The 24,073-nt window shown below is 71.9% G+C and carries 25 protein-coding genes; 16 read left to right on the top strand and 9 right to left on the bottom strand.

Translation table 11 applies throughout. The features are described from left to right. Positions 1 to 4 precede the first annotated feature (4 nt). The 3 genes from BBK14_RS23935 to tal form a co-directional block, all read right to left on the bottom strand. On the bottom strand, positions 5 to 1,027 hold the full coding sequence (locus BBK14_RS23935) for a glucose-6-phosphate dehydrogenase assembly protein OpcA (protein ID WP_071065512.1): 1,023 nt from the start codon (positions 1,025 to 1,027) through the stop codon (positions 5 to 7). 34 nt (positions 1,028 to 1,061) lie between these two features. After that, on the bottom strand, positions 1,062 to 2,594 hold the full coding sequence (gene zwf, locus BBK14_RS23930; RefSeq protein WP_071065511.1) for a glucose-6-phosphate dehydrogenase: 1,533 nt from the start codon (positions 2,592 to 2,594) through the stop codon (positions 1,062 to 1,064). Between the two features lie 179 nt (positions 2,595 to 2,773). After that, on the bottom strand, positions 2,774 to 3,883 hold the full coding sequence (gene tal, locus BBK14_RS23925; RefSeq protein ID WP_071065510.1) for a transaldolase: 1,110 nt from the start codon (positions 3,881 to 3,883) through the stop codon (positions 2,774 to 2,776). Positions 3,884 to 4,738: 855 nt separating this feature from the next. Here tal and BBK14_RS23920 point away from each other — a divergent pair. The 6 genes from BBK14_RS23920 to BBK14_RS23895 all read left to right on the top strand — a co-directional run bounded on the left by BBK14_RS23920 (position 4,739) and on the right by BBK14_RS23895 (position 7,996). Continuing rightward, a complete protein-coding gene (locus BBK14_RS23920) occupies positions 4,739 to 5,719 on the top strand; it encodes a heme o synthase (protein WP_071065509.1) in 981 nt (326 codons plus the stop codon). Between the two features lie 257 nt (positions 5,720 to 5,976). After that, positions 5,977 to 6,141 (top strand): hypothetical protein, encoded by a 165-nt coding sequence (locus tag BBK14_RS39120; RefSeq protein ID WP_198541415.1) that lies wholly within the window; start codon positions 5,977 to 5,979, stop codon positions 6,139 to 6,141. Next, on the top strand, positions 6,123 to 6,416 hold the full coding sequence (locus tag BBK14_RS39115) for a hypothetical protein (protein ID WP_198541414.1): 294 nt from the start codon (positions 6,123 to 6,125) through the stop codon (positions 6,414 to 6,416). The genes BBK14_RS39120 and BBK14_RS39115 overlap by 19 nt, the downstream gene beginning before the upstream one ends. 11 nt (positions 6,417 to 6,427) lie before the next feature. Then, positions 6,428 to 6,829, top strand: a complete 402-nt coding sequence (locus BBK14_RS23905; RefSeq protein ID WP_071065506.1) for an ArsR/SmtB family transcription factor — start codon at positions 6,428 to 6,430, stop codon at positions 6,827 to 6,829. Next, a complete protein-coding gene (locus BBK14_RS23900; RefSeq protein ID WP_071065505.1) occupies positions 6,829 to 7,329 on the top strand; it encodes an SRPBCC family protein in 501 nt (166 codons plus the stop codon). Before BBK14_RS23905 ends, BBK14_RS23900 begins: the two co-directional genes overlap by 1 nt. Before the next feature lie 79 nt (positions 7,330 to 7,408). Continuing rightward, positions 7,409 to 7,996, top strand: coding sequence for a TIGR03086 family metal-binding protein (locus tag BBK14_RS23895; protein ID WP_241831804.1), 588 nt, complete (start codon positions 7,409 to 7,411; stop codon positions 7,994 to 7,996). A 31-nt stretch (positions 7,997 to 8,027) separates the two neighbouring features. Here BBK14_RS23895 and BBK14_RS23890 read toward each other — a convergent pair whose 3' ends face one another. The 6 genes from BBK14_RS23890 to BBK14_RS23865 all read right to left on the bottom strand — a co-directional run bounded on the left by BBK14_RS23890 (position 8,028) and on the right by BBK14_RS23865 (position 14,244). Then, entirely contained in the window at positions 8,028 to 9,041 is a 1,014-nt protein-coding gene (locus BBK14_RS23890) for a COX15/CtaA family protein (RefSeq protein WP_241831803.1), read from the bottom strand. An 89-nt stretch (positions 9,042 to 9,130) separates the two neighbouring features. Continuing rightward, positions 9,131 to 9,952: an ABC transporter permease gene (locus BBK14_RS23885; RefSeq protein ID WP_071065503.1), complete on the bottom strand. Its 822-nt coding sequence runs from the start codon at positions 9,950 to 9,952 to the stop codon at positions 9,131 to 9,133. Then, positions 9,949 to 11,115 carry an ABC transporter ATP-binding protein gene (locus BBK14_RS23880; RefSeq protein ID WP_071065502.1) on the bottom strand — a complete coding sequence of 389 codons (1,167 nt, stop codon included), beginning with the start codon at positions 11,113 to 11,115 and terminating at the stop codon, positions 9,949 to 9,951. The genes BBK14_RS23885 and BBK14_RS23880 overlap by 4 nt, the downstream gene beginning before the upstream one ends. 54 nt (positions 11,116 to 11,169) lie before the next feature. Next, positions 11,170 to 11,709 (bottom strand): transcriptional regulator, encoded by a 540-nt coding sequence (locus BBK14_RS23875; RefSeq protein WP_071065501.1) that lies wholly within the window; start codon positions 11,707 to 11,709, stop codon positions 11,170 to 11,172. A 195-nt stretch (positions 11,710 to 11,904) separates the two neighbouring features. Continuing rightward, positions 11,905 to 13,398, bottom strand: coding sequence for a glycerol kinase GlpK (gene glpK / locus BBK14_RS23870; protein WP_071065500.1), 1,494 nt, complete (start codon positions 13,396 to 13,398; stop codon positions 11,905 to 11,907). Between the two features lie 69 nt (positions 13,399 to 13,467). Next, a complete protein-coding gene (locus BBK14_RS23865) occupies positions 13,468 to 14,244 on the bottom strand; it encodes a hypothetical protein (protein WP_071065499.1) in 777 nt (258 codons plus the stop codon). A gap of 346 nt (positions 14,245 to 14,590) precedes the next feature. Here BBK14_RS23865 and BBK14_RS23860 point away from each other — a divergent pair, with 346 nt between their 5' ends. The 10 genes from BBK14_RS23860 to glgA all read left to right on the top strand — a co-directional run bounded on the left by BBK14_RS23860 (position 14,591) and on the right by glgA (position 23,946). Further along, positions 14,591 to 15,370 carry a helix-turn-helix transcriptional regulator gene (locus tag BBK14_RS23860; RefSeq protein ID WP_071065498.1) on the top strand — a complete coding sequence of 260 codons (780 nt, stop codon included), beginning with the start codon at positions 14,591 to 14,593 and terminating at the stop codon, positions 15,368 to 15,370. Next, positions 15,367 to 16,779: a Fe-S cluster assembly protein SufB gene (gene sufB / locus BBK14_RS23855; RefSeq protein WP_071065497.1), complete on the top strand. Its 1,413-nt coding sequence runs from the start codon at positions 15,367 to 15,369 to the stop codon at positions 16,777 to 16,779. Before BBK14_RS23860 ends, sufB begins: the two co-directional genes overlap by 4 nt. Then, positions 16,779 to 17,924 (top strand): Fe-S cluster assembly protein SufD, encoded by a 1,146-nt coding sequence (gene sufD / locus BBK14_RS23850; protein WP_071065496.1) that lies wholly within the window; start codon positions 16,779 to 16,781, stop codon positions 17,922 to 17,924. Before sufB ends, sufD begins: the two co-directional genes overlap by 1 nt. After that, entirely contained in the window at positions 17,921 to 18,265 is a 345-nt protein-coding gene (locus BBK14_RS23845) for a non-heme iron oxygenase ferredoxin subunit (protein ID WP_071065495.1), read from the top strand. Before sufD ends, BBK14_RS23845 begins: the two co-directional genes overlap by 4 nt. 8 nt (positions 18,266 to 18,273) lie before the next feature. Then, on the top strand, positions 18,274 to 19,053 hold the full coding sequence (gene sufC, locus BBK14_RS23840) for a Fe-S cluster assembly ATPase SufC (RefSeq protein WP_198541413.1): 780 nt from the start codon (positions 18,274 to 18,276) through the stop codon (positions 19,051 to 19,053). Further along, positions 19,050 to 20,375, top strand: a complete 1,326-nt coding sequence (locus tag BBK14_RS23835; RefSeq protein WP_071065493.1) for a cysteine desulfurase — start codon at positions 19,050 to 19,052, stop codon at positions 20,373 to 20,375. Before sufC ends, BBK14_RS23835 begins: the two co-directional genes overlap by 4 nt. Beyond that, positions 20,372 to 20,827 carry a Fe-S cluster assembly sulfur transfer protein SufU gene (sufU, locus tag BBK14_RS23830; protein WP_071065492.1) on the top strand — a complete coding sequence of 152 codons (456 nt, stop codon included), beginning with the start codon at positions 20,372 to 20,374 and terminating at the stop codon, positions 20,825 to 20,827. Before BBK14_RS23835 ends, sufU begins: the two co-directional genes overlap by 4 nt. Before the next feature lie 2 nt (positions 20,828 to 20,829). Next, the gene (locus BBK14_RS23825; RefSeq protein WP_071065491.1) at positions 20,830 to 21,213 is read left to right on the top strand and encodes a metal-sulfur cluster assembly factor; all 384 of its coding nucleotides are present in this window, start codon (positions 20,830 to 20,832) and stop codon (positions 21,211 to 21,213) included. Positions 21,214 to 21,468: 255 nt separating this feature from the next. Beyond that, entirely contained in the window at positions 21,469 to 22,710 is a 1,242-nt protein-coding gene (gene glgC, locus BBK14_RS23820; protein WP_071065490.1) for a glucose-1-phosphate adenylyltransferase, read from the top strand. Positions 22,711 to 22,758: 48 nt separating this feature from the next. Beyond that, positions 22,759 to 23,946 carry a glycogen synthase gene (gene glgA / locus BBK14_RS23815; RefSeq protein WP_071065489.1) on the top strand — a complete coding sequence of 396 codons (1,188 nt, stop codon included), beginning with the start codon at positions 22,759 to 22,761 and terminating at the stop codon, positions 23,944 to 23,946. Positions 23,947 to 24,073 lie beyond the last annotated feature (127 nt).

Raw genomic sequence — 24,073 nt, 5'->3', positions numbered from 1 at the left:
GGCGTCACGACGCCGCGGGCGGGATCGGCGTGGGTGGGATCGCCGCGAGTGCCGCCTCGGAGCGCTCCAGCGCCGGATCGCGCCAGATGTGCTCGCGGTGCAGCGGTCGGCTGTTCAGATCCGGGACGCCGCTCCAGGCCGAGAGCGCCTCGGCGTACACGCTGTCGTCGTCGAGGCGGCGCAGCTCCTCCGCGAGCAGGTCACCCAGCCCTCGTTCGGGCAGCGGCAGCACCCTGGTCGGGTAACCCGTGCGGGTGATACCGGCCGAACGGCTGTCCGTGCGGGCCAGTGAGAGCTCGCCGTCGCCCACCGCCAGGCGGACGCTCTGGATGCCCTTCTTACCCGGCGCGTCGGTGATCGTTACCGGGACCCGCAGCTTCGCCTGCAGCCAGCCGGCGAACAGGCGGGCGCTGGGGTTGCCCGGCTCGCTGACGACCGTCGCCGGCCCCACCGGCTCGGAGACCTGATCGAACGCGGCCGCCAGCAGGGTGCGCCACCCCGAGATGCGGGTCCAGGCCAGGTCGGTGTCACCGGGGACGAAGTCCTCGGCCCGCTGCAGCAACGCGGCCAGCGGGTCGTGGGCCGCGTAGGTCCCGGTGACCCGGCGGTCGGCGAACACGCCGAGCGGGTCGTAGGCGATCTTCTCCGGGGGAGCGTCGTACCACCAGGTGACCACGGGGGCGTCCGGCGCGAGCAGCGGGAGCACGACCGACTCGGCGTGCAGCGCGAGCCGGCCCGACATCCGCATCACGACGGCCTCGCCGGGCCCCAGCCGGCCGCCGATCGACACCTCGGCGTCCAGCCGAGGGTGCGGCGAGTCGATCTGCCGGCGCACGACGATCAGCAGCCGGCACGGGTGGGCGGCGGCGGCCGCGGTGGCGGCGCTCTCCGCCTGGCTGACGTGCTGCTCGTCCACGACCACCACGAGCGTCAGCGCCAGGCCGAACGCGAGCGCGCCGGCGGCCCGCCGCTCGGCGGACAGCGCCTTGACCACCGCCGATCCGGTGGTGTCCCACAGGGTGGTCATGACAGTCTCCCTTCGGCGTGGCGCGGATAGCGGGTCATGGCCGGCGCCACCGGCGGCCGTCGCGGGCGAGCATGTCGTCGGCCGCCGCCGGGCCCCAGCTCCCGGCCCGGTACGTGTGCGGCTTCGTGCTCCGCCAGAACTCCTCGAGCGGGTCGATGATCCGCCACGACTCCTCGACCTCGGCGTTGTTCGGGAACAGCGTCGCGTCGCCGAGCAGGACGTCCAGGATCAGGCGCTCGTAGGCCTCGGGCAGCGCCTCGGTGAACGCCTCGCCGAACAGGAAGTCCATGGCGACGTCGCGCACCTCCATGGCCGAGCCGGGGACCTTCGAGCCGAAGCGCAGCGTGACGCCCTCGTCCGGCTGCACCCGGATCACCAGCTGGTTGTTGCCCAGCTCGGCGGTGTCGGTCTCGTCGAACGGCAGGTGCGGCGCCTTGGTGAAGGTGATCGCGATCTCGGTGACCCGCCGCGGCAGGCGCTTGCCCGTCCGCAGGTAGAACGGCACTCCGGCCCAACGCCGCGTCTCGACGCCGAGCTTCACCGCGACGAAGGTCTCCGTCGTCGAGTCCGCCGGGATGTCGGCTTCCTCAAGGTAGCCGCGGACCCGCTCGCCGGCGAGCCAACCCTGCGAGTACTGCCCGCGCACGGCGAACGTGGCGTAGTCGTCGGGCAGCGACACCGCCCGCAGGACCTTCAGCTTCTCGGTGCGGATGGTGTCCGCGCCGAAACTGACCGGCTCCTCCATCGCGGTGAGCGCCAGCAGTTGCAGCAGGTGGTTCTGCAGGACGTCGCGGGCCGCGCCGGTCTCGTCGTAGAAGCCGGCCCGGGTGCCGATGCCGACGTCCTCGGCCATGGTGATCTGCACCGAGTCGACGAAGTGGGAGTTCCAGATCGGCTCGAAAAGGGTGTTGGCGAACCGCAGGGCGAAGAGGTTCTGAACCGTCTCCTTGCCCAGGTAGTGGTCGATGCGGAAGACGTCGTCGGGGGTGAAGACGTCGTCGACCAGCGAGTTCAGTTCGCGCGCGGACTCCAGGTCGTGCCCGAACGGCTTCTCGATGACGACCCGGCGCCAGCCGCCCGCGGCCTCGTTGGAGGCCAGGCCCGTCCGCTGCATCTGCTTGAGGACGACGGGAAAAGCCGTCGGCGGGATCGACAGGTAGAAGGCCGCGTTGCCCCGGATCCCGTGGCTGTGCTCCAGGTCGGTCAGCGTCGCGGCGAGGCCGTCGAACGCGGCGTCGTCGGAGAACGAGCCCTGGCAGAACCGCAGGGAGCCGGCGAKCCGCTCCCAGGTGTCCTCGCGGAACGGTGTCCGGGCGCCGCGTTCCGCCGACTCGCGGGCGAAGGCGGCGAACTCGTCGTCGCTCCAGTCCCGGCGGGCGAAGCCGACCAGGACGAAACCCGGCGGGAGCAGCCCCCGGTTCGCGAGATCGTAGACGGCCGGTATGAGCTTCTTGCGGGCCAGGTCACCGGTCGCGCCGAAAACCACCAGCGCGCTGTTGTCCGGTAGCCGCGGCAGCCTCCGGTCCCGTGGATCCCGCAGTGGGTTGCCACTAGCGGTGGACGCCACCCGTTCCCCCTTCACAGTTCGTGGTGCTCGCGATTCATGGTGACCGCGGCCCGTGTCACCGCCGGTCCGCCTCCCCGATACTCCCGCCGGCCGGCCCGGTCTGCCCAGGCGGGATGGCGCGGCCGGGCGGAGAGGTCGGACGGACGGGTCGGGCGGACGGGGCCGGACCGGCGGAACGGTCAGGACGCGGCGGAGCCGAGCTGCTCGCGGATGGTGTCGAGGAGCTGGTTCCAGGAGTCCTCGAACTTGCGGACGCCCTCGACCTCCAGCACCTCGACGACGTCGGCCATGTCCACTCCGAGCTCGGCGAGCTCGGCCAGGACGGCGCGGGCGTCCTCGTAGTTGGGCGTGATGGTGTCGCCGGGCACGACCCCGTGGTCGGCGAACGCCTCGAGCGTCGCCTCCGGCATCGTGTTGACGGTGCCCGGGGCGATCAGCTCCGTCACGTAGAGGGTGTCCGGCAGCCCCGGGTCCTTCGTCGACGTCGACGCCCACAGCGGGCGCTGGGGCTTCCCGCCGGCGGCGGCGAGCCGCTCCCAGCGCGGCGTGCTGAAGATCTTCTCGTACAGCTCGTAGGCGAGCCGGGCGTTGGCGATCGCGGCCTTCGAACGCAGGGCCTCCGCCTTCGGGGTGCCGATCTTCGCGAGCCGGCCGTCGACCTCGCTGTCGACGCGGCTGACGAAGAAGGACGCGACGGAGGCCACGTCGGAGATGTCCCGGCCGGCGGCGAGGGCCTGCTCGAGGCCGGTCATGAACGCGTCCATGACGGCCTCGTAGCGGTCCAGCGCGAAGATCAGCGTCACGTTCACGCTGATGCCCTGCGCCAGCGTCGCGGTGATGGCCGGCAGGCCGGACTTCGTCGCCGGGATCTTGATGAACAGGTTCGGCCGGTCGACCGACCACCACAGGGCACGGGCCTCGGCGACCGTGCGCTCGGTCTCGTGCGCGAGCCGCGGGTCGACCTCGAGGGAGACCCGGCCGTCGACGCCGGAGCTGGCGTCGTAGGCGGGTCGCAGGATGTCGCAGGCGTCGCGGATGTCCGCCGCGGTGATCGCGCGGACGGCCTCGCCCACGTCGACCCCGCGAACGGCCAGGTCGCGGAGCTGCTCGTTGTACGTCTCACCGCCGCCGATGGCCTTCTGGAAGATCGTCGGGTTGCTGGTGACGCCGACGACGCTGTGGGTGCGGGCGAGCTCGGCGAGGTTGCCGGTCCGGATCCGCTCGCGGCTGATGTCGTCCAGCCACACCGCCACGCCGGCGGCTGACAGGTCGGACAGGGGCTTGCTCATCGGACGTAATCCTCTCCGCGGCCGTGTCGTCGCGCCGCAGTGGTGCGGTCGGTGCAGTGGTCCGTGGGTGGGCTTATCGTTCGGGGCGTCCCCGCCGGGCACCGGCGTCGCCGGGCCCGCTGATCGTCGGATGGGCTGATCGTCGGATGGACCGGCGCGTCGTCGCGCGGCCCACGATGGGTGCTCGTCCCCCACAATGATCGCACCCGGCCGGACGGCCCTCCGTCGCCATTGCGCGGCCAGGTGCGGCGGACGCGGGCGTCCCGGCCGAAATCGTCACTGCCCTTGCGCCGCCTTCCTTACTGCTTACGGCGACCGTGCCAGATGTCCCTGCCCTCGGCCCTACCCGCATGCGTGATCCTCACCCCAGTGTCCGTGTCCGAGTGGCACACCGGGAACGTGCCGAAGAACACTGGCTTTCCGTTGGCCTGCCGCCGTCCGCCGCGGCAGCCGACGTCGCCCGGCCGCGGCCGCCGACGTCACCAGCCCGCGGCCGCGGGCGGCGGCGACGCGCGCGGCCTGCGCACAGCAAGCCCGGCGCCCCCGGTGGACGGCGCCCACACGCGGGGTGCGGACCCCATCGGGACGCAGCCCACGCGCACTGCCCGGCTCCCGGCAGCTAGACTCCGACACGTCGTAGAACACCACCCACGCCCTCTCTCGGGCACCGTCCCGCGCGGTTCGCTGGATGACCGCGCCGATCGCGAGGTCGTTCTGTCTCCCGAGGCCGTTGTTCGCCACCGGCAGGGCTTGCCCCGCCGCCCGGTGACGTCGAGCGGTGGCCGTCCGGCCACGGCGGGACCTGCCCCGCGGGCCATTCCCGCCGCGGGCGCGGGTCAACCGCCGCGTGTTGCCGTGACCTCCGCCGCCGTCCCGGTACCCGCCGTCCCGGTACCCGCGGCGCCGGCCGCCGGGGCGGAGCCGTCCGGTGATGTCCTGGTCGTTCCCCGGGGCCGACTGGCCCGGGCGACCGACCGGGCCCGGTCCTACATAGCGCTGATGAAACTGCGGGTCGTGGAGCTGCTCCTCGTCTCCACGGTGCCGGTCATGCTCCTCGCCGAGCGCGGGATGCCGTCCTGGTGGCTGATCGCGGTGACGCTGCTCGCCGGCACCCTCTCCGCCGGCAGCGCCAACACGATCAACTGCTACGTCGACCGCGACATCGACCAGCTCATGGGCCGCACGAAACGCCGCCCGCTCGTCCGGGAGGTCGTCGAACCCGCCCAGGCGCTGCGTTTCGGCATCGCCCTCGGCATCATCTCGACCCTCATGTTCGGCCTGCTGGTCAACTGGACGTCGGCCGTGCTGTCCGTCGGGGCCATCGCCTTCTACGTCTTCGTCTACACGCTCGGCCTCAAGCGACGCTCCCCGTCGAACATCGTCATCGGCGGCGCCGCGGGCTGCTTCCCGGTGCTGATCGGCTGGTCCGCCGTGACCGGCACGGTCGGCTGGCCCGCCGTGCTGCTCTTCGCGGTCGTGTTCTTCTGGACGCCGCCGCACTTCTGGGCGCTGGCGATCCGCTTCAAGGACGACTACGCCGCCGCCGGCGTCCCGATGCTCCCCGTGGTGGCCACGCTCGAGGTCGTCACCCGCCGCATCCTGGCCTACTCCTACCTGATGGTCGCGGTCTCCCTCGCCGTCGCCCCCGTGGCCGACATCGGCCTGGTGTACCTGGTCCCGGCGGTTCTGCTCGGCGCCTGGTTCGTCGCCGAGGCCCACCGGATGGCCGCCCGCGCCAAGCGCGGCGAGGAGATCAAGCCGATGCGCCTGTTCCACATGTCCATCACCTACCTGACCCTCCTCTTCGCGGCCCTGGCCGTCGCGGCGCTGCTCTGACACCCCCTGATCCGGCACCGCTGTTAGCTGGCTCCCGCCCGTCACCCGCATCCAGGGTGACGGGCGTCGTCGGTTCCGGAGCCGGTCGGCAGCGCTCGGCGCACGCTTGACCTGAAGCGCTTGAGGTTCGTCAGCCTGGGGTCATGCCGGAGACGGACGTGCGGATGATGACGATTCAGGAGGTCTCGCGGCGGACGGGGTTCACCGAGCGACGCTGCGCTACTACGAACGGGTGGGGCGGAACGCTGGAACTCGCGGTGATCAACCCGGTCGGGATCTTCGGGCCGGTGCTGGGCGCGGACTACGCCAGCTCCATCGACCTGGTACGGCGCCTGCTCGCCGGTGCCATGCCCGCCATCCCCGCCTGTACTCCGGGGTCGTCGACGTCCGCGAGGTCGCCGAGTTGCATCTCCTGGCCATGAACAGCCCGGCAGCGGCGGGACAGCGGTTCCTCGCCGTCGCCGGTGACGAGTACAGCCTGCCCGCCATCGCCGGCGGCGCGCGGCGCGGCGATAACGGTGCCGTAGCGGCGGCTCTGCGTGGCGCGGTGTCATGGTGCGTCGATCTGTGTGCGGTGTCGGCGCCTGCACGATGCCGCCTGTTTCGGCTGCCCGCCAGGCAGGGAAAACAGGTTCTCAACTTGATGGTTGACGTCCTGGCCGCCCACGCCTACCGTCATCATCAACCGATCGGTTGAGGGAAGGTTTTGTGGATCAGCTGTCGCGACTCTTCGCGGCGCTCACGGACCCGACACGGCGGGATCTGGTCGCCCGGCTCACGGCCGGCGACGCCACCGTCGGCGAGCTCGCCGCGCCGTACGACATGTCCGTCCAGGCGGTGTCGAAGCACCTGAAGGTGCTTGAGCAGGCGGGACTGATCACCCGGGCGGGGAGCGCCCATCGCAGTCCTGTGCACCTCGAAGCCGAGGTGCTCGACCTGATGACGGGGTGGATAGAGCGGTACCGCCGCCGAGCCGAGCAGCGCTACCGCCGCCTGGACGCGGTGCTGGCCGAGATGAACGGCAGTCCGGCGAACGAGGCGTCCACCGCCGGGAGCGGCGGGCCGGACGCGGGCACGAACGACGAACAGCCAATGAGGGGAACAGCCTGATGAGTAGCAACAGCAGCACCGCCACCGCGGGGACGACCCGCATCGAAGCCGACCCGCGGGTACCGCTGATCCGGCTCACCCGGGACTTCGCCGCCACACCGGAGCAGCTCTTCCGCGCGCACACCGACCCGGCCCTGTTCGCCCGGTGGGTCGGGCCGGACGGGTTGGACACGACGATCGAGCACTGGGACGCCACCAACGGCGGAAGCTGGCGCTATGTCGCCCGTCGGGACGGTGTCGACTTTCGCTTCCGCGGCTGCTTCCATGAGGTCCGCCCGGACCGGATCGTGCAGACCTTCACCTTCGAGGGCGAGCCGGACAGCGTGGCGCTGGAGACGATGTGGTTCGAGGACCTCGGTGACGGCCGCACCCGGCTGCACGCCCAGTCGCTGGTCGACAGCTTCGAGAGCAGGGACGCCTGGCTACGCGGCGGCATGCAGACCGGCATCGACGAGGGCTACGCCAAACTGGCCGCCCTGGTGTCCTCCGGTGCCGTCTGATCCGGGCGCGCCGAACAGTGCGGAACCCACGATGACGACGTCCGAGGGGACGAGACCCCCACCCCCGGCAGCATCCTCTGTGGCACTGACGGCGCTCGCCGACCGCCCGGCCGAGCGCCACCGGCGGATCGCCGGCACCTTTACCGACCGGGTTCTCGGGACCCGGGACTGGGACGCCCCCGCGCCGGTCGCCGGTTGGGTAGCCCGCGACGTGGTCGGTCACCTGTGCGAATGGTTCACCGGCTTCCTTGAGGCAGGCGGCGGGCCGGCCCTGCGGCACGGTCCACCCGTCGACGAGGACCCGGTGCGGGCGTGGCAGACACACGCCGATGCTGTCCAGCGGCTCCTCGACGACCCGACCACCGCCGCGCTGACCCTTCGCAACCCGCACATGGGCGAGCTGTCGGTCGCCACAGCCACCGACATGATCTACACGGCCGACGTATTCATGCACACCTGGGACCTGGCCAGGGCCACCGGCCAGGACGGTCGCCTCGACGCTGGCTTCTGCGGCCTGCTGCTCGGCGGCATGGAACAGATGGAGGACGTCATCCGATCCTCCGGCCAGTACGGGCCACGGGTCGCCGTCCCCGACGATTCGGACGCCCAGACCCGCCTGCTCGGCTTCATCGGCCGCGACCCGTTCTGGCGGCCCGGCGGCCGGTAGCTCGGCTGGCCCGACCGCTACGGCGAGGAGGTCAACCCGCGGCGACCTGGCGGGAGCCCGTCCAGGCGCTCTCCCTCGCCGGGGGGCGTTCGCTCATGGCCAGCCACAGCTGGACGGTGACGATCCACATGATGGTCGCGCCGGCCATGTGCAGGGCGACGAGCAGCGGCGGGATGCCGGCGAAGTACTGGGTGAAGCCGATCGCGGCCTGGGCGACGACGGTCAGCGCGAGGGCGTTCGCGCTGCGGCGGGCCTCCGCGGGGGCGGGCGTCAGCCGGACGGCGAAGATCATCGCAACGGTGAGGCCGGTGAGGATCATCGCGCCGTCGGCGTGGAGCTGGGCGACGTTGACGATGTCGAAGCCGAACCGCTTCGTGTCCTCACTGTCGCCGCTGTGCGGCCCGGTGCCGGTCACGACGGTGCCCAGGACGAGCACGCCCCCGGCCACGGTCATCAGCAGCCGGGCGAGCCAGAGCAGCTCCGGGCGGACCGCGGGCGGGGTCGGGCCGGCGGCCTGACGGGCCCGCCGGTGCAGCGCCACGGCGTTGAACAGCAGGACCATCGACAGCAGGAAGTGCGCGGCGACGGTGGCCGGGTGCAGCTTCACCAGCACCGTGATCCCGCCGAGCACCGCCTGGCCGACGAAGCCGAGCCACAGGCCGAGGGAGAGTAGCAGCAGGTCCCGCCGCGGTTCGCGCAGCCGCCGGGCCGCGATCGGCAGGGCCAGCACGACCAGGCCGACGACGATGCTGACGACCCGGTTGCCGAACTCGATGGCGCCGTTGAGGGCGTACGCCGAGTGCGGGGTGAAGGAGCCGTCGCCGCACTGCGGCCAGGTGGGGCAGCCCAGCCCGGAGCCGGTCAGCCGGACGGCGCCGCCGCTCACCACGATCGCGGCGAGCAGGAGGACACTGGCCAGTGTCAGCCGGCGGAAGGCGCGCAGCCCGATCACCGGTAGCCGGCCGGTGGTGGTGTCCGGCTGGCTGGCGCCGCCGCTCTCGCGGGGCTTGCTCCGACGATCGGTAGAAGTTGGCATCGCGGTCATAGTAATCCGCCCGAGTCCGTGGCAAGGGGTGCGCGCCGCCACTACCGGGGTGGCCCGGCACCGGCGCGCGGGCCGTGGCCGCCGGCCGGCTATTCCCAGCGGAACAGCCGCGCCGCGAGCCCCAGCGCGCCCACCGACCACAGTGCGAGCACGAGCAGGTTGCCCGCCCCCGGCCCGGAGCCGTCGGCCAGCACCGCGCGCAGCCCGTCCGACAGCGCGGCCGTGGGCAGGGCCTCGGCGACGACCCGCATCCAGCCGGGCAGCTCGTCCAGCGGGAACACCACGCCGCCCACCAGGAGCAGCAGCAGGTACACGCCGTTCGCGGCGGCGAGTGTCGCCTCGGCGCGCAGCGTGCCGGCCATCAGCAGGCCCAGGCCGGAGAAGGCGGCCGTCCCGAGCAGGACGAGCAGGATCGCCCAGCCCGCGCTGGCGACCGAGCCGGCCGGGTCCCAGCCGAGGGCGAAGCCGACGGCGACCAGCAGGACGAGCTGGACGACCTCGACCGCGAGCACGGCCAGCGTCTTGCCCGCGAGCAGGATCGAGCGGGGGAGCGGGGACGCGCCCAGCCGCTTGAGCACCCCGTAGGAGCGCTCGAACCCGGTCGCGATGGCCTGGCCGGTGAACGCGGTGGACATCACGGCCAGCGCGAGCACCCCGGGGACGAGGAAGTCCACTGAGCTCTGCGTGGTCGTCGAGGTCGGCAGGACGTCCACGGCGGAGAAGAAGACGAGCAGGCCGATCGGGATGATCAGGGTGAGCAGGACGGATTCGCCGCGGCGCAGGGTGAGTGTGAGCTCGAGGCGGGTCTGCGCGGCCAGCATCCGGGCCCGCGGCGCCGCGCCCGGCGCCGGGCGCAGATCAAGCACGGTGCCGGGCGCGGCGCCGGCCGTGGCGGTGTCGGCCACGCTCATGACGCCAGCTCCGAGCCGGTCAGCTCCACGAACACGTCCTCCAGGGTGCGCTGTTCGACCCGCAGGTCCTCGGCGAGCACGCCGTTGCTGGCGCACCACGCGGTGACCGCGGCGAGCAGCTGGGGGTCGACGGTGCCCTGCACCAGGTAGTGGCCGGACGGCCCCTCCCGGCCGGTCGTGCCGTCGGGCAGGGCCAGCAGCAGGCGCTCGACGTCGAGGCCGACCGGCGCGCGGAAGCGCAGCTGGCCCTCGGCGCCGCCGCGGGTCAGCTCGGCCGGCGACCCGGCGGCGACGACCCGGCCCCGGTTCACGATCACGACCTGGTCGGAGAGGCGCTCGGCCTCGTCCATCGCGTGGGTGGTGAGCACGACCGTGACCCCGGACAGCCGCAGCTCCTCGATGAGCTCCCAGGTGTCGCGGCGGCCCTGGACGTCGAGGCCCGCGGTCGGCTCGTCGAGGAAGACCAGCTCGGGCCGGCCGACGACGGCCATCGCGAGGGAGAGCCGCTGCTGCTGGCCGCCGGAGAGCCGGCGGAACGGCACGCCCGCAACCTCGGCGAGCCCGAGGCGTTCCATCAGGACGCCCGCGTCGAGCGGGTTGGCATGGTGCGCGGCGATCAGCCGCAGCATCTCGCCGGCGCGCGCGCCCGGGTACATGCCGCCAGCCTGCAACATCACACCCACCCGCGGGCGGAGCGCGGCGCCGTCGCGGATCGGGTCCAGACCGAGGACGCGGACCTCGCCGCTGTCGGCCGCCCGGAATCCCTCGCAGATCTCGATCGTGGTGGTCTTGCCGGCGCCGTTCGGCCCGAGCACGGCGGTGACGGAACCCACCGAGACGCTCAGCGACAGGCCGTCGACCGCCCGGATCTGGGCCGCGCGCTCCCCGCCGGGGAGGACCTGGCCCTCGATGGTCTGTGTGCCGCGGGTCTGTGTGCCGCGGTCGGCACGCCCGGGCGGCGGCGCGTCACCCTGTTTGGTCTCGGTGGGCGGGTGCGCCTGGCGGCGCCCGTGGGCCCGGGAAGATCTTGGTATGGTCGCGGGGCCTCCGGAGGCCTCGGGCGTTCCGGCGCGCAGGTAGCGCGGACGTGCGGTGTTTCCGCCGGCGGACCGCCGGTAGATCTTGACCAGATCGGTCACCTCGACTGCCAGGACCTCCGCCACGCCGCCGATCCTACGGACTCGGCGCGGGGTTATCCGTGCCGTTATCGCCGGGCGTTATCGGCGGGGTTGTGTCGGGCGGACCGTGGCCGCCCGGCGCCGGCCGCCGGCCGGTACCGGCTCGCCGGCCTCGACCAGCGTGCCCCAGGCACCGAGCCGTTCGTAGAGGACGGCGGGTGTCGTGCTGTACAGCCGGGACAGCGACTGGAGGTCGGAGCGGCGCAGGCGCAGCACGTCCCGAGAGCTGTCGGAGCGCAGCACCTGCACGATCGCGATCCACCGGCGCAGCGGGCCCGTCCGGGTCGGGGGCAGCTTGCGCAGGCGGCGCAGGTCGATCACCAGCGGCGGCAGGTCGTCGGTCTCTCGTCGTTCGACCGGCGGCGGCACCAGCAGGGTCGCGGGGACGTCGTACAGCTCGGCGAGCTCGACGAGACGGTGCACCCGCAGGGTCCGGCTGCCACGTTCGTAGGCACCGAGGGTTCCGGCGGTCCAGCGCCCGCCGGTGCGTTCCTGGACGTCGAGCAGGGACAGCCCGCGGCGGTTGCGGGCCGCCCGGAGGCGGCGGCCGAGTTCCAGGGCGTAGTCCGCGTCGGTCACGGTCTCCGTCCGGGGGGTCAGGTGCGGCAGGAGACGCCAACCGCCCCCGCAGAACAGGTTGGCAGGTATCGCGGACGGCGGCAGGCAGTTTTCCCAATCAGCCGCGAGCCTTTGTTGTCTCTGAGTGGGCTTCAATCGTTGTCCAGATGTGGGACATGTCGGTTTCTCATCGCGGAAACCGCGCAAACAACCAGGTCAGCCGCGATCCCAGTCCCGTGAGCGCTCGACGGCGCGCAGCCACTGCCCGTAAAGCGCGGCTCGCTGGTCTTCGCCCATGGCCGGCTGGTACCGCGCCGCGGTGCGTCGTCGGGCGTCCAGCTCGTCGCGCCCGGCGTAGACACCGGTCGCCAGCCCGGCCAGGTAGCCCGACCCCAGCGCCGTGGTCTCGATGTTCTCCGGGACGTCCACCTCGACCCCGAGGATGTCGGCCTGGAACTGCATCAGCCACGGGTTGCGCGCGGCGCCGCCGTCCGCCCGCAGCTGGGTCACCGTCACCCCGGCGCCCGCGGCCATCTCCTCGACGACGTCCCTGGTCTGGTAGGCGATGCCCTCGAGCACCGCGCGGGCCAGGTGCGCCCGGCCGGTCGCCCGGGTGAGGCCGACCAGCGTGCCGCGGGCGCGCGGATCCCAGTGCGGCGCGCCGAGCCCGGCGAGCGCGGGGACGAAGTACACCCCGTCGTTGCCGTCCAGCGAGGCGGCCAGCGCCGCGGTCTGCTCGGCGTCGGAGATGACGCCCAGCCCGTCACGCAGCCACTGCACCGCGGAGCCGGTGGAGAGAATCGCCCCCTCCAGCGCGTAGGTGAGCGACTCGCCGTCGAGCCCGAACGCGACAGTGCGCAGCAGCGACGACTGCGGTGCCGGGAGCGTCGCCCCGGTGTTGACCAGGACGAACGAGCCGGTGCCGTAGGTGTTCTTGGCCTGGCCGGGCTCGAAGCACGCCTGCGCGAACAGGGCGGCCTGCTGGTCGCCGACGACCGCGGCGATCGGCACCCGGACCCCGAGGAACACCTCCGGGTCGGTCTCGGCGTACACCCGGGAGCTCGGCACCACCTCGGCGAGCAGCTCGGCCGGGACGTCCAGCAGGTCGCACATCTCGGCCGACCAGGCGCCGTCCGCCAGGTCGAACAGCATCGTGCGGGAGGCGTTGGTGACATCGGTGATGTGCGCCCGCCCGCCGGTCAGGCCCCAGACGAGCCAGGAGTCGACGGTGCCGAACGCGACCTCGCCAGCCGCGGCCGCCCGGCGGGCCCCGTCGACGTGGTCGAGCACCCAGGCGGCCTTCGTCCCGGAGAAATAGGGGTCGAGCACCAGGCCGGTGCGCTCCTGGACCCGCGGCCCATGGCCGGCCGCGGCCAGCCGTTCGCAGACATCCGCCGTGCGCCGGTCCTGCCAGACCACGGCGGGGTGCAGTGGACGTCCGGTGCGGCGTTCCCAGAGCACCGTGGTCTCGCGCTGGTTGGTGATCCCCATCGCTGCCAGGTCGGACGGGGCCCGCCCGGCGTCGGCCAGCGCGGCGGCGACGGTGTCGACGACGCCGCGCAGCAGCTCCGCCGGGTCCTGCTCCACCCAGCCCGGGCGGGGGAACGACGTGCCGACCGTGCGGTAGCCGCGGCCGACGACCGCGGCCTCCTCGTCGAGCAGGCAGACCGTGGTCCCTGTCGTGCCCTGATCAACAGCGGCCACCAGCATCGTCGGGTCCCCCCTACGTGGGCCGCCCGCCTCCGTCAGGCCAGCAGAGCCGTCGGGCCAGCAGAGCCGTCAGGCCAGCGAGGCGAGGTCGACGGCGTTGGCCGGTGCGGCGATCGCGACCTTTGATCCGTACTCGGAGAACTCCATCTTGCCCTCGTCGCCGCCCAGCAGCTCCAGGCGCAGCGGCACGGCGTCGCCGGTGTTGGCGGCCCACAGGCGCGTCCCGACCTTGCTACCCACCTCGACGGCCGGCTTGCCGTTGATCTTCTCGGTGCTCACGTCGCCGTCCAGCGCGGACACGTACTCGCCGATCGAGAGGGCGAAGCCGTCGATGGTGAAGTAGCGGTACTGGCCCGCGGCGTCGTCGGAGAGCCGGACCCAGCGGTCGGCGAGCAGCTCGGCGGCGGCACCCTCGCCGATCGACTCGTAGTACTCCTTGCTGCCGCGGGCGTAGGTGTCGTCCGCGATCTTCACGACCTCGGTGACGATCGAGCCGGAGGTGACGGTGCCCCGGGACGACGACCCGGACATCACCAGGTCGTAGTTGGTCGTCCCGTCCGCCGACGGGTCCTGGACCGTCCCGACGACGCGCACGCTCTGCGCCGTGCGCAGCGCCTCGACCGACCTCGTGCCGATCTCGGCCGGCGAGGCGTCCTCCAGGCCGTTCGTGTCGGAGCCGCCGGTGCAGGCGGTGAGCGCCAGCACGGCGCCGGCCAGCAGCAGGGCCGCGACCCGCCGCGCCGGTCGGCGTGCGGCCGTCGGGTGCGCGGCGCCGCGTGGATCGATGGTGGTGCCCGGATCGAGGATCCCGCCGGGATGTGCGGTGCCGCCGCGAACCGTCCGCATCTCTCCGTCGCCTCCCGTGCCGCCCCGGGCCGTCTCCGGTCGCCGGGATGTCCGGTGGGGACCATGGTGAGGTCCGCGCAGGCTCCGGCCGTGCTGCCCGGACCGCTCCGGTCAGGGCGGACAGGAGCCCGCAGCCGCGCCCGGGTGATGTTCCGCGCGCGCCGGGCGAAGTGTCCCATCCGCCTGTGGGAGGGGTCCGATCGGGTATGTCCGAAGCGGTCGCATGTGACCTGGCAGACCCGACTTCTGTCGGTGACCCGACCCTATGAAGGAGATCACGGGCCCGTCAGGTGGGCGACGGCCGCCTCGGTTCGACCACGTCCTGGAAATAGGGCACACTGGTGTTGTGAAAAGCGAGCAGGAGGTGTCCACGGGCGCGACCGACGGTCGCACCCGGGATCGCCTCGTGCGGCTCCTGCTCGAACGCGGCCCGTCGACGGCCGCGGACCTCTCGCACGAGCTCGGGCTGTCGCCCGCGGCCGTCCGCCGGCATCTCGACGCTATGACCTCGGACGGCACCATAACGACCACATCGACCGTGGTCCACGGCCGGCGCGGGCGGGGCCGGCCGGCCCGGCGCTACACCCTCACCGAGGCCGGGCACCAGGCCGGCCCCACGGCCTACTCCGACCTGGCCGCCGGCGCGCTGCTGTTCCTCGCGGACGCCTGCGGCCCCGACGCGGTGGCCGAGTTCGCCCGGGTACGCGGGGTCGATCTGGAACGGCGGATCCGCGACGAGGTCGTCGCCGTGCCGCCGGCGGAGCGCCCGGAGGCGATCGCCGCGGCCATGACCCAGGCCGGGTACACGGCCAGCGTCTCCGAGCTGCCGAGCGGTACCCAGATCTGCCAGCACCACTGCCCGGTGCAGCACGTGGCCGAGCGCTTCCCCGCGTTGTGCGAGGCCGAGACGGCGATGTTGGCGCGGCTCCTCGACACGCACGTGCAGCGCCTGGCCACGATCGCCCACGGCGACGGCGTCTGCACCACACACATACCGGTGATCCCGGTGGAGTCGATCACGGTGCTCTCGCCGTCGGGGGCCTCCGGGCCAGCGGGCGCGGCGCCCGACAGGACCCCGTCCGGGCAGACATCACAACCATCCACCTTTCCGGAAGGTTCTCTATGACCACCTCTGCCGAGACCGCCCTTGAGGGCCTTGGCTCCTACCGGTTCGGCTGGGCGGATGCGGACGCCTATGCCGTCGACGTGGAACGTGGCCTCTCCGAGGCGGTCGTACGTAGCATCTCGGCGAAGAAGAACGAGCCGTCCTGGATGACCGACCTGCGGCTGAAGGGCCTGAAGCTCTTCGAGCGCAAGCCCATGCCGACCTGGGGTGCGGATCTGACCGGCATCCATTTCGACAACATCAAGTACTTCGTCAGGTCGACGGAGAAGCAGGCCGAGGAGTGGGCGGACCTGCCGGAGGAGATCCGGGCCACCTACGACCGGCTCGGCATCCCGGAGGCGGAGAAGCAGCGGCTGATCTCCGGCGTCGCGGCCCAGTACGAGTCGGAGGTCGTCTACCACAAGATCCGTGAGGACCTCGAGGAGCAGGGCGTCATCTTCCTGGACACCGACTCGGGGCTGCGCGAGCACCCGGAGATCTTCCAGGAGTACTTCGGCTCGGTGATCCCGGTCGGCGACAACAAGTTCGCCGCGCTGAACACCTCGGTGTGGTCGGGTGGCTCGTTCATCTACGTCCCGCCGGGCGTGCAGGTCGAGATCCCGCTGCAGGCCTACTTCCGGATCAACACCGAGAACATGGGCCAGTTCGAGCGCACCCTGATCATCGTGGACGAGGGCGCCTACGTCCACTACGTCGAGGGCTGCACCGCGCCGGTCTACTCGTCGGACTCGCTGCACTCCGCGGTCGTCGAGATCGTCGTGAAGAAGAACGCCCGCTGCCGGTACACGACCATCCAGAACTGGTCGAACAACGTCTACAACCTGGTCACGAAGCGGGCCGCCTGCCACGAGGGCGCCACCATGGAGTGGATCGACGGCAACATCGGCTCCAAGGTGACGATGAAGTACCCGGCGGTGTGGCTGCTCGGCGAGCAGGCCCACGGCGAGGTCCTCTCGATCGCCTTCGCAGGTGAGGGCCAGCACCAGGACGCCGGCGCCAAGATGGTGCACGCGGCGCCGCGCACCTCGTCCAAGATTGTCTCGAAGTCCGTGGCCCGCGGCGGCGGCCGGACCTCGTACCGTGGCCTGGTCCAGATCAACGAGGGCTCGCACGCCTCGCGGTCGACGGTGAAGTGTGACGCGCTGCTGGTCGACGCGGTCAGCCGCTCCGACACCTACCCCTATGTCGACGTCCGCGAGGACGACGCCTCCATCGGGCACGAGGCCAGCGTCTCCAAGGTCGGCGAGGACCAGCTCTTCTACCTGATGAGCAGAGGTCTGTCCGAGGACGAGGCGATGGCCATGGTGGTGCGCGGCTTCATCGAGCCGGTCGCCCGCGAGCTGCCCATGGAGTACGCCCTCGAACTCAACCGGCTCATCGAGCTCCAGATGGAAGGCGCAGTCGGCTGATGGCCGTCATCGATGCCACGGGACGCCCCCCGGCCCAGGCCGGCGCGGCTCCGCGTCCCGTTCGGTCCCGTGACCCCGAGGACCACGCAGTACCTGGCGGTCGCGAGGAGGCGTGGCGGTTCACCCCGCTGCGCCGCCTGCGCGGCCTGCTCAACGGCCCCGTCGCCGACTCCAAGGTCGACGTCTCGGTCTCCGCGCCGGACGGCGTCGAGATCGAGCGGCTCGCCCCGACCGACTCCCGGATCGGGCGCGTGCTCACCCCGGCGGACCGCCCGGCGGCGTTCGCCATGGCCCGTTCGGACGGCGGCCTGTCCGTCACCATCCCGGCCGAGGCCGCGCTCACCGAACCGGTGGTCGTGAGCCTGCGGGGCGACGGCGGCGTCTGCTACGAGCACGTGCTCGTCGAGCTCGGCCCGTTCGCCACGGCCACGGTCGTCCTCGACCACACCGGCAGCGCCACCTTCGCCGGCAACGTCGAGGTGTTCATCGGCCACGGCGCGGCGCTGACGTTCGTCACCGTCCAGGACTGGGCGGAAGACTCCGTCCACCTGGGCGCGCACGCCTACTCGGTGGGGCGCGACGCGCGCCTGCGCTCGTTCACCATCACCCTCGGCGGCGACCTCGTCCGGCTGAACCCGACCGTGGACTACCGCGGCCCCGGTGGTGACGCAGAGCTCTACGGCCTGTTCTTCACCGAGGCGGGCCAGCACCAGGAGCACCGCCTGCTGGTCACCCACGAGGCGCGGTCCTGCCGCAGCCGGGTCACCTACAAGGGCGCGCTGCAGGGCGAGGGCGCGCATGCGGTGTGGATCGGCGACGTCGTGATCGGTGCCGACGCCGTCGGCACCGACACCTACGAGCTGAACCGCAACCTGGTGCTCACCGACGGCGCGCGCGCCGACTCGGTGCCCAACCTGGAGATCCTCACCGGGGAGGTCGTCGGCGCCGGCCACGCCAGCGCGACCGGCCGCTTCGACGACGAGGCGCTGTTCTACCTGATGTCGCGCGGCATCCCCGCCGACGAGGCCCGTCGCCTGGTGGTCCGCGGTTTCTTCGCCGAGATCGTCGACCGGATCGACCTCCCCGAGCTGCGCGAGCGCGTCATGAGCCGGGTCGAGGAGGAGCTGGCGGCGGTGGGCGTATGACCAGCACGACCGACACGCACTGGCGGCGCGCCTGCGCCGCCGCCGACCTCGGCGACGAGGCCGCGCTCGGCGTCGAGATCGACGGCGAGCCAATCTGCGTCGTCCGCTCCGGCGGCCGGCTGTACGCGGTGCGCGACGAGTGCTCGCACGCCGACGTGCAGCTCTCCGAGGGCGAAGTAGAGAACGGCCTCATCGAGTGCTGGCTGCACGGCTCCCAGTTCGACCTCGCCACCGGCCAGCCGACGAGCCTGCCGGCGATCGACCCGGTGCCCACATACCCAGTGACCATCGACGGCGACGACGTCCTCGTCGACCTTCACACGAACCCGAAGCGAGGGTGACGACCGCGGTGTCTGTTCTCGAGATCCGCAACTTGCACGTGTCGGTGGACACCGACACGGAGGGCCCGCGCGAGATCCTGCGCGGGGTCGACCTCACCGTCCGCAAGGGCGAGACCCACGCGATCATGGGGCCGAACGGCTCCGGCAAGTCCACGCTCTCCTACTCCATCGCCGGCCACCCCAAGTACACGGTCACCGAGGGCACCGTCACCCTCGACGGCGAGGACGTCCTCGCCATGTCCGTGGACGCCCGCGCGCGGGCCGGGATCTTCCTGGCGATGCAGTACCCGGTCGAGGTGCCCGGCGTCTCGGTGTCGAACTTCCTGCGCTCGTCGGCGACGGCGGTGCGTGGCGAGGCGCCGAAGCTGCGCACCTGGGTCAAGGAGGTCAAGCAGGCGATGGCCGGGCTGGAGATGGACCCGGCGTTCGCCGAGCGCAGCGTCAACGAGGGCTTCTCCGGCGGTGAGAAGAAGCGCCACGAGATCCTGCAGATGACGCTGCTCGCGCCGAAGGTCGCCATTCTCGACGAGACCGACTCCGGCCTGGACGTCGACGCGCTGCGCATCGTCTCCGCCGGCATCGAGGCGGTGCGGGCCAAGGGGGAGACGGGCATCCTGCTCATCACCCACTACACCCGCATCCTGCGCTACGTGAAGCCCGAGTTCGTGCACGTCATGGCGGGCGGGCGGATCGTGGACGAGGGCGGTCCCGAGCTCGCGGCGACCCTGGAGGATTCCGGCTACGACCGGTACGTCAAGGGCGTGGAGCCGGCGGCGGCGGTCTCATGACCGTCGTCGAGACACGCGCGGCGGGAGTCGGCGCGCACGCCGGCGCCGGGTTCGACGTCGAGCGGGTCCGTCGCGACTTCCCGATCCTCGCCCGCACGGTGCACGACGGCCTGCCGCTGGTCTACCTCGACAGCGCCGCGACGTCGCAGAAGCCGCTGGCCGTCCTCGACGCCGAGCGGACCTACTACGAGCGGCACAACGCCAACGTGCACCGCGGTATCCACGTGCTCGCCGAGGAGGCCACGGCCCTCTACGAGGAGTCCCGGGACAAGATCGCGGCGTTCGTCGGCGCGCCCGACCGGCGCGAGATCGTGTTCACGAAGAACTCCTCGGAGGCGCTGAACCTCGTCGCCTACGCGATGAGCAACGCCGTCACGGGCGGTCCGGAAGCGGAGCGGTTCCGGCTCGGGCCGGGCGACGAGGTCGTCATCACCGAGATGGAGCACCACTCCAACCTGGTGCCCTGGCAGATGCTGTGCGCGCGCACCGGCGCCACCCTGCGCTGGATCGGTCTCACCGAGGACGGCCGGCTCGACCTGGCACACCTCGACGAGGTCATCACCGACCGGGCGAAGATCGTCTCCTTCGTGCACCAGTCGAACATCCTCGGCACGGTCAACCCGGTCGCGACGATCGTCGCCCGGGCTCGTGAGGTCGGGGCGCTCACCGTGCTCGACGGCTCCCAGTCGGTGCCGCACATGCCGATCGACGTCGWCGACCTCGGGGTGGACTTCCTCGCCTTCACCGGGCACAAGATGTGCGGGCCCACCGGCATCGGCGTGCTGTGGGGGCGGCGCGAGCTGCTCGAGGTGATGCCTCCGTTCCTCGGTGGTGGAGAGATGATCGAGGTCGTCACCATGGAGGCCTCGACCTACGCCGCTGCGCCGCACCGCTTCGAGGCGGGCACCCCGATGATCTCCCAGGCGATCGGCCTCGGCGCCGCGGTGGACTACCTCACCGGCCTCGGCATGGACGCGGTCGCCGCGCACGAGCACGAGATCACCGCGTACGCGCTCGACGCGCTCGCGGGCGTCCCGGGCCTGCGGATCATCGGACCGCCGACCGCCGAGGGCCGCGGCGGGGCGATCTCGTTCGCCCTGCGCGACTCCGAGGACCGCCCACTGCACCCGCACGACGTCGGCCAGATCCTGGACGAGCAGGGCGTCGCGGTGCGGGTCGGCCACCACTGCGCCCGCCCGGTCTGCCTGCGCTACGGCGTGCCGGCGACCACCCGGGCCTCGTTCCACCTGTACACGAACACCGCCGACGTCGACGCGTTGGTGGAAGGTCTCGGGCAGGTCAGGAGGTTCTTCCTGAGGTGAAGCTCGACTCCATGTACCAGGAGATCATCCTGGACCACTATCGCAACCCGCATCACCGCGGCCTGCGTGACCCGTTCGACGCCGAGGTGCACCACGTCAACCCGACCTGTGGCGACGAGGTGACCCTGCGGGTCAAGGTCGCCGACGGTGTCGTCGCGGACGTGTCCTACGAGAGCGAGGGCTGCTCGATCAGTCAGGCCTCGGCCAGCGTGATGGCCGACCTGGTGATCGGGAAGTCGGTGGCGGACGCGCTCGAGCTCGAGCGTGAGTTCCTGGCGCTGATGCAGTCCCGCGGCACCCAGGAGGGCGACGAGGAGGTGCTCGAGGACGCGGTCGCGTTCGCGGGCGTCTCCAAGTACCCGGCCCGGGTGAAGTGCGCACTGCTGTCCTGGATGGCCTGGAAGGACGCCACCGCGCAGGCCACCGCCCTCGTCCCCGAGCAGGAGAAGTGACCATGAGCGAGACCGCCACCCCCACCGAGCCGGCGCGGGTCACCGAGAGGGCTGTCGTCGTGGAGAAGGCATCGTTCGACGACGTCGAGGAGGCCATGCGCGACGTCGTCGACCCCGAGCTCGGGATCAACGTCGTCGACCTCGGCCTGGTGTACGGCATCAACATCGCGGACGACAACACGGTCACCCTCGACATGACGCTGACCTCGGCGGCCTGCCCGTTGACCGACGTCATCGAGGACCAGACCCGCTCGGCACTCGTCGACGGGCCGGACAACCTGGTCAACGACGTCACGATCAACTGGGTCTGGATGCCGCCGTGGGGCCCGGACAAGATCACCGACGAGGGCCGGGAGCAGCTGCGCGCTCTCGGGTTCAACGTCTGATCTGTACCTGATCAGTACGGAGCGGCGGCCCGGGGCGGCACCCTGGGTCGCCGTAGCGTCGTAGCGTGACCTGACCGTTTTCTTACCTCGTGGCTAACTCTTCGACGTGCAGCCACTGACCCCAGTGGTCCCTTGTAGGCTCCGAGATGACCGGAATGCACACAGCCTGGGCACATGTTCGGGTGTGGTCATCCGGTCCGTGYCGGGGCGGATCCGTCCCGGATTCGGGTCGATCACGGGGAGCCGGGCCGAAGTATGCGCAGCCCGCGGGTGCTGGGTCTTGTCTTGGCGGGTGGYGCGGGAAAGCGCCTGGCTCCGCTGACCGCCGACCGCGCGAAACCCGCGGTGCCGTTCGGCGGGATCTACCGCCTGGTCGACTTCGTCCTGTCGAACCTGGTCAACGGCGGCTACCTGCGGATCGCCGTGCTGACCCAGTACAAGAGCCACAGCCTCGACCGGCACATCACGACCACCTGGCGGATGAGCAACCTGCTCGGCAACTACGTGACGCCGGTGCCCGCCCAGCAGCGCCTCGGCCCGCAGTGGTTCGCCGGCAGCGCGGACGCCATCCACCAGTCCCTCAACCTCGTCCACGACGAGGCCCCCGACGTGGTCGTGGTCTTCGGCGCCGACCACGTCTACCGGATGGACCCGCGCCAGATGGTCGCCCAGCATCTGGAGACCGGCGCCGGGGTCACGGTGGCGGGGCTGCGCGTCCCCCGGTCGGAGGGCAGCGCGTTCGGGGTGATCCGTACCGCGGATGACGGGGTCACCATCGCGGAGTTCCTGGAGAAGCCGGCCGACCCCCCGGGACTGCCGGGCAGCCCCGACGAGATCTTCGCGTCGATGGGCAACTACGTGTTCACCACCGACGTGCTCATCGACGCCCTGCGCGCCGACGCCGCCGACCCGGAGAGCGTCCACGACATGGGCGGCAGCATCGTCCCGATGCTGGTCGAGCAGGGCACGGCCGCCGTCTACGACTTCGCCGCCAACCAGGTGCCCGGGGCGCTCGAGCGCGACCACGGCTACTGGCGGGATGTCGGCACCCTGGACTCCTACTTCGACGCGCACATGGACCTGTGCGCGCTCGACCCGGTCTTCAACCTCTACAACCGGGACTGGCCGATCTACACCAACGTCCCGCCGTCCATCCCCCCGGCGAAGTTCGTGCACGACACGCCGGGCCGGGTCGGCGTCGCCACCGACAGCATCGTCAGCAACGGTGTGATCATCTCCGGTGGCGCGGTGCGCCGCTCCGTGCTGTCCCCGGGGGTCCGGGTGAACTCGTGGTCGGTCGTCGAGAACRCCGTCGTGATGGACAACTCCGTCATCGGACGGCGCGCCGTGGTCCGTGACGCMATCCTCGACAAGAACGTGGTCGTCCCCCCGGGCGCGACCGTCGGGGTGGACAAGGACCACGACCGCGCCCGCGGCTACCAGGTCAGCGAGGCCGGAGTCACCGTGGTCGGCAAGGGCGTCACGATAGCGGACTGATCCGCTCCAGCGGACCAGGGCGGAACCGAGCGAAGGGCCGAGGAACGGATGCGGGTCGCGCTGTTCACACGTGAGTACCCGCCGGATGTCTACGGCGGCGCCGGGGTGCACGTCGAGTACCTCGCACGGGAGCTGGCGCGGCTGGTCGACCTGACCGTGCACTGCGAAGGCGACCCGCGCCCATCTCCAGGCACCGCCGGCGCAGCCAGCACGGCCGCGGTCGAGGCGCACCGGCCCTGGCCGGCGCTCGATGGGGCGAACGACGCCCTGCGGATCGCCTCGATGGACCTGTCGATGGCGGCGGCGGTGGACCGTGCCGGCGGTGCCGACGTCGTGCACTCCCACACCTGGTACACCAACCTCGCCGGGCATCTGACGTCCCTCGTGCAGGGCATCCCGCACGTGATGACCGCGCACTCGCTCGAGCCGCGCCGACCGTGGAAGGCCGAGCAGCTCGGCGGGGGCTACCGGCTGTCGTCGTGGTGTGAGCGGGTGGCGATCTCCGCCGCGGCGGCCGTGGTGGCGGTCAGCGAGGGCATGCGCGCCGACATCCTCGACGCCTACCCCGAGGTCGACCCCGGGCGCGTGCATGTCATCCGCAACGGCATCGACACCGACGAGTACACCCCGGACAACCGCACCGACGTCCTCGAGCGGTACGGCGTGGACCCGGATCGCCCGTCGGTGGTCTTCGTCGGGCGCATAACCCGGCAGAAGGGGCTGCCCGTGCTGCTGCGGGCCGCGGCCCGGCTCGACCCGTCCGCGCAGCTCGTGCTCTGCGCCGGCGCTCCGGACACCCCCGAGCAGCTCGCCGAGGTCACCGGGCTGGTGGACGGCCTGCGCGCCAGCCGCGACGGCGTGGTCTGGCTGTCCGGCATGCTCGCCAAGCCCGAGGTGATCCAGATCCTGTCGCACGCGACGGTGTTCGTCTGCCCGTCCGTCTACGAGCCGCTGGGCATCGTCAACCTGGAGGCGATGGCCTGCGGTACGGCTGTGGTCGCCTCCCGGGTCGGCGGCATCCCCGAGGTCGTCGCGTCCGGCGAGACGGGCCTGCTCGTGCCACCGGACGACCCCGCGGCGTTGGCAGCCGCGATCAACGAGGTGCTCGCCGACCCCGGGCGCGCCGCCGCCATGGGCCGCGCGGGGCGGGACCGTGCCGTCGCCGAGTTCGGCTGGCCCGCGGTGGCCGAGCGTACCGCCCGCCTCTACGAGAAGGTCACCGGCAGCTCCGGTTGAACGGGCAGGTAGCGGCTCACGCGGCGTGATCCCGCAGGAGTGCGCGGATCGATTCGTCGAGGTGGAACGGGCCGCCGTTCCGGGTGATGATCGCGTCTGGAGCCACGTGCCGAGTGGCTTCGGCGAG

The organism is Parafrankia soli, assembly GCF_001854695.1.
GTDB lineage: Bacteria > Actinomycetota > Actinomycetes > Frankiales > Frankiaceae > Parafrankia > Parafrankia soli.
This window is presented reverse-complemented; position numbering and strand designations above follow the sequence as displayed.

What these genes read in the sequence shown, in the direction of transcription:
- BBK14_RS23935 (WP_071065512.1), bottom strand. Translation starts at nt 1,027, where the DNA reads ATGACCACCCTGTGGGACACCACCGGATCGGCGGTGGTCAAGGCGCTG.
- tal (WP_071065510.1), bottom strand. Translation starts at nt 3,883, where the DNA reads ATGAGCAAGCCCCTGTCCGACCTGTCAGCCGCCGGCGTGGCGGTGTGG.
- BBK14_RS23900 (WP_071065505.1), top strand. Translation starts at nt 6,829, where the DNA reads ATGAGTAGCAACAGCAGCACCGCCACCGCGGGGACGACCCGCATCGAA.
- BBK14_RS23890 (WP_241831803.1), bottom strand. Translation starts at nt 9,041, where the DNA reads ATGACCGCGATGCCAACTTCTACCGATCGTCGGAGCAAGCCCCGCGAG.
- BBK14_RS23885 (WP_071065503.1), bottom strand. Translation starts at nt 9,952, where the DNA reads ATGAGCGTGGCCGACACCGCCACGGCCGGCGCCGCGCCCGGCACCGTG.
- glpK (WP_071065500.1), bottom strand. Translation starts at nt 13,398, where the DNA reads ATGCTGGTGGCCGCTGTTGATCAGGGCACGACAGGGACCACGGTCTGC.
- BBK14_RS23865 (WP_071065499.1), bottom strand. Translation starts at nt 14,244, where the DNA reads ATGCGGACGGTTCGCGGCGGCACCGCACATCCCGGCGGGATCCTCGAT.
- sufB (WP_071065497.1), top strand. Translation starts at nt 15,367, where the DNA reads ATGACCACCTCTGCCGAGACCGCCCTTGAGGGCCTTGGCTCCTACCGG.
- sufD (WP_071065496.1), top strand. Translation starts at nt 16,779, where the DNA reads ATGGCCGTCATCGATGCCACGGGACGCCCCCCGGCCCAGGCCGGCGCG.
- BBK14_RS23845 (WP_071065495.1), top strand. Translation starts at nt 17,921, where the DNA reads ATGACCAGCACGACCGACACGCACTGGCGGCGCGCCTGCGCCGCCGCC.
- BBK14_RS23825 (WP_071065491.1), top strand. Translation starts at nt 20,830, where the DNA reads ATGAGCGAGACCGCCACCCCCACCGAGCCGGCGCGGGTCACCGAGAGG.
- glgA (WP_071065489.1), top strand. Translation starts at nt 22,759, where the DNA reads ATGCGGGTCGCGCTGTTCACACGTGAGTACCCGCCGGATGTCTACGGC.